General features: G+C 60.9%; 3 protein-coding genes and 1 pseudogene. 3 read left to right on the forward strand and 1 reads right to left on the reverse strand.

The genetic code is table 11. The features are described from left to right. On the reverse strand, positions 1–335 hold a 335-nt coding region (locus tag ACH2EH_RS01025; RefSeq protein ID WP_395137938.1), incomplete at its 3' end, for a tetratricopeptide repeat protein. Between the two features lie 94 nt (positions 336–429). Here ACH2EH_RS01025 and ACH2EH_RS01030 point away from each other — a divergent pair. The 3 genes and pseudogenes from ACH2EH_RS01030 to ACH2EH_RS01040 form a co-directional block, all read left to right on the forward strand. After that, a complete protein-coding gene (locus ACH2EH_RS01030; RefSeq protein WP_395137940.1) occupies positions 430–1,194 on the forward strand; it encodes an ABC transporter permease in 765 nt (254 codons plus the stop codon). Continuing rightward, on the forward strand, positions 1,191–1,889 hold the full coding sequence (locus ACH2EH_RS01035; protein WP_395137941.1) for an ABC transporter ATP-binding protein: 699 nt from the start codon (positions 1,191–1,193) through the stop codon (positions 1,887–1,889). The genes ACH2EH_RS01030 and ACH2EH_RS01035 overlap by 4 nt, the downstream gene beginning before the upstream one ends. A 6-nt stretch (positions 1,890–1,895) precedes the next feature. Next, positions 1,896–2,417: pseudogene (locus ACH2EH_RS01040) on the forward strand (M42 family peptidase); the annotation flags it as partial.

The following is a 2,417-nucleotide window of genomic DNA, read 5'->3' on the forward strand; positions in this document are numbered from 1 at the left end:
TGTTTTTCGAGCAGCAGCCCCTCAATGGCCGCGATCCCCGGGTCGTCCGGCGCACCTTTCTTGGCCTGCGCCAGAGGCTCGACCGCTTTAGGGTACTCACTGTTGCGGATGTAGGCCAGCGCGAGATTGGCCGCGATTGCGGGCTCGTCGGGAGCGAGCTTCAGCGCTTTCTCCAGGCTCGGAATCGGATGGTTCTTCTCGCCGGTCTGGAGCGCGAGCGTGCCCACATAAAACGGGGAGATCGCCGCGCTGGGATCGCTGGAGCCGCCCCCAAGGCAGCCAGTGCCGATAAACAAGACACTGAGGGCAAGGACGCTGAGATAAGATCGCTTCACACTTGGGTATACGGCTTCGGAGAGAGAAAATCCTCCCTGCCTTCGGGCGGCGAGGTGTCGGTTGGGTGGGCTAGGGGCGATATACTTTTCCGGCATGCAAAACTCCTCCCTAACCGCCCGTCTGCGAGCGGTCGTCCTCCCCGTGGTAACGGCGGGGGCACTGTATTTTCTGCTGGCGGCCCTCACACGCAGGCTACCCGGGGGCGAGACGTTTCCGACGCCTCTGGAGGTGGGGAAGACATTTGTGAAGAGTGTCTCCTCGGGAGAGCTGCTGAAAGAAACCTGGACATCGCTCTGGCGCGTGGTTGTCGCCTACGGGCTGGCAGCACTGGTTGGTCTCCCGCTGGGCGTGGCACTGGGACGCATGGCACCGCTGCGGGAGGCGCTGCTGCCGGTGGTGAACTTCCTGCGCGCTGTCTCGCCTTTAAGCTGGATTCCCTTCGCCATTCTCTGGTTTGGCCTCGGAGATCCGCCCGTGATTTTTTTAGTGTTTGGCGCGACTTTTCCGCCGCTCGTGCTGGGAACCATGGCGGCGACACTTGCCGTGCCGCAGATCTATTTCCGCGTGGGCCGCGACTACGGCCTCAATGCGTTTGCAATCACGCTGCCCGCGATCTTGCCACAGGTTTTTACAACACTGCGCGTGACGGCGGGGCTAGCCTGGGTGGTGATTGTCGCAGCGGAGATGGTGTCCCGTGAGGGCGGACTGGGCTTTCTGATCCACGATGCGCGCAATGGCCAGATGCTGGACCTGGCGATTGTCGGAATTATTGCCATCGGCGCACTCGGGATTCTGACGGATCGTCTGCTGGGGTTACTCGGTCGCCTGCCTGCCGTGCGCTGGGGGTATGAGCGATGATCCGGCTTGAGAATGTCACCCTGCGCTACGATGCAACCGAAGTTCTCTCCAACGTCTCGCTGACCGTGGCAAAAGAGGAGTTTGTCGCGATTGTCGGGCCCAGCGGTGCGGGAAAGACCACCCTGCTCAATCTCTTCTCGGGAGCACTTCCCCCAAGCGAGGGGCGCATTGAGCGGGGCGGGAAGACGCGCATGGTCTACCAGGCCGATGGCTTGCTGCCCTGGCTGACGGTTCGTAAAAATATTGCACTGGGTGTGCGCGAGCTACCTGCAAACCAGCGCGAGGCACGGGTGACGGAGCTGCTCACTCTGGTGGGGCTGGCGGAGTTCGCGCAGCACTTCCCGCGCCAGCTCTCGGGAGGCATGCGTCAGCGCGCTGAGCTTGCCCGTGCTCTGGCCGGGGAGACGGATGTCTTGTTGCTCGATGAGCCGTTCTCCGCGCTAGACTATCTCACTCGCCTGAAGCTGCGTGCCGAGCTCGCAAGGCTTCTGGCAGAGCGCCCCTGCACGACCATTCTGGTGACCCATGATATTGAGGAAGCCGCCCAGCTCGCCGACCGTATTCTGGTGCTCTCGGAGCGCCCGGCGAGTATTCAGCAGGAACTGGTGCTAAAAGCGCCCCGCCCACGCGATGTCACGCACCCTGAGGTCGTTGCGGCGATCCACACAATTTTGGAAGCGCTTGGGGTAGAATGACTCGCGATGATTACTGATAATGCGCTTGCATTTCTTGAGCGAATGATTACAACCGCCTCACCCTCTGGGTTTGAGGAGCCCAATGCAAAGAATTTTCGTGACTATGTCTCCGCCTTTGCCGATGAAGTGACAACCGATCCCCTCGGGAGTGTGATCGCGGTCGTGAATCCTACGGGCAGTCCGCGCGTGATGCTGGCAGGCCACATTGATGAGATCGGGTTTCTCATTCACTACATCAACGACGAGGGCTTTTGCTATTTTAGGACAATCGGTGGTCACGATAATGTCAATATCGTGGGCCAGCGCGTGGTGGTGCAGACCCGCACGGGACCCGTGCACGGTGTTATCGGTAAGAAGCCCGTTCATCTGCTCACTGCGGAAGAGCGCGGCAAGAAGATCGAACTCGAAGACCTCTGGATTGATCTGGGCGTCACGAACAAACAAGAGGCGCTCGATGCCGGTGTGCAGATCGGGGACCCGGCGGTCTATGCCGATGGCTGGCAGCCTCTATTGGGCGATCGCGTGGCG

Source organism: Armatimonas sp., assembly GCF_043760365.1.
Classification (GTDB): domain Bacteria; phylum Armatimonadota; class Armatimonadia; order Armatimonadales; family Armatimonadaceae; genus Armatimonas.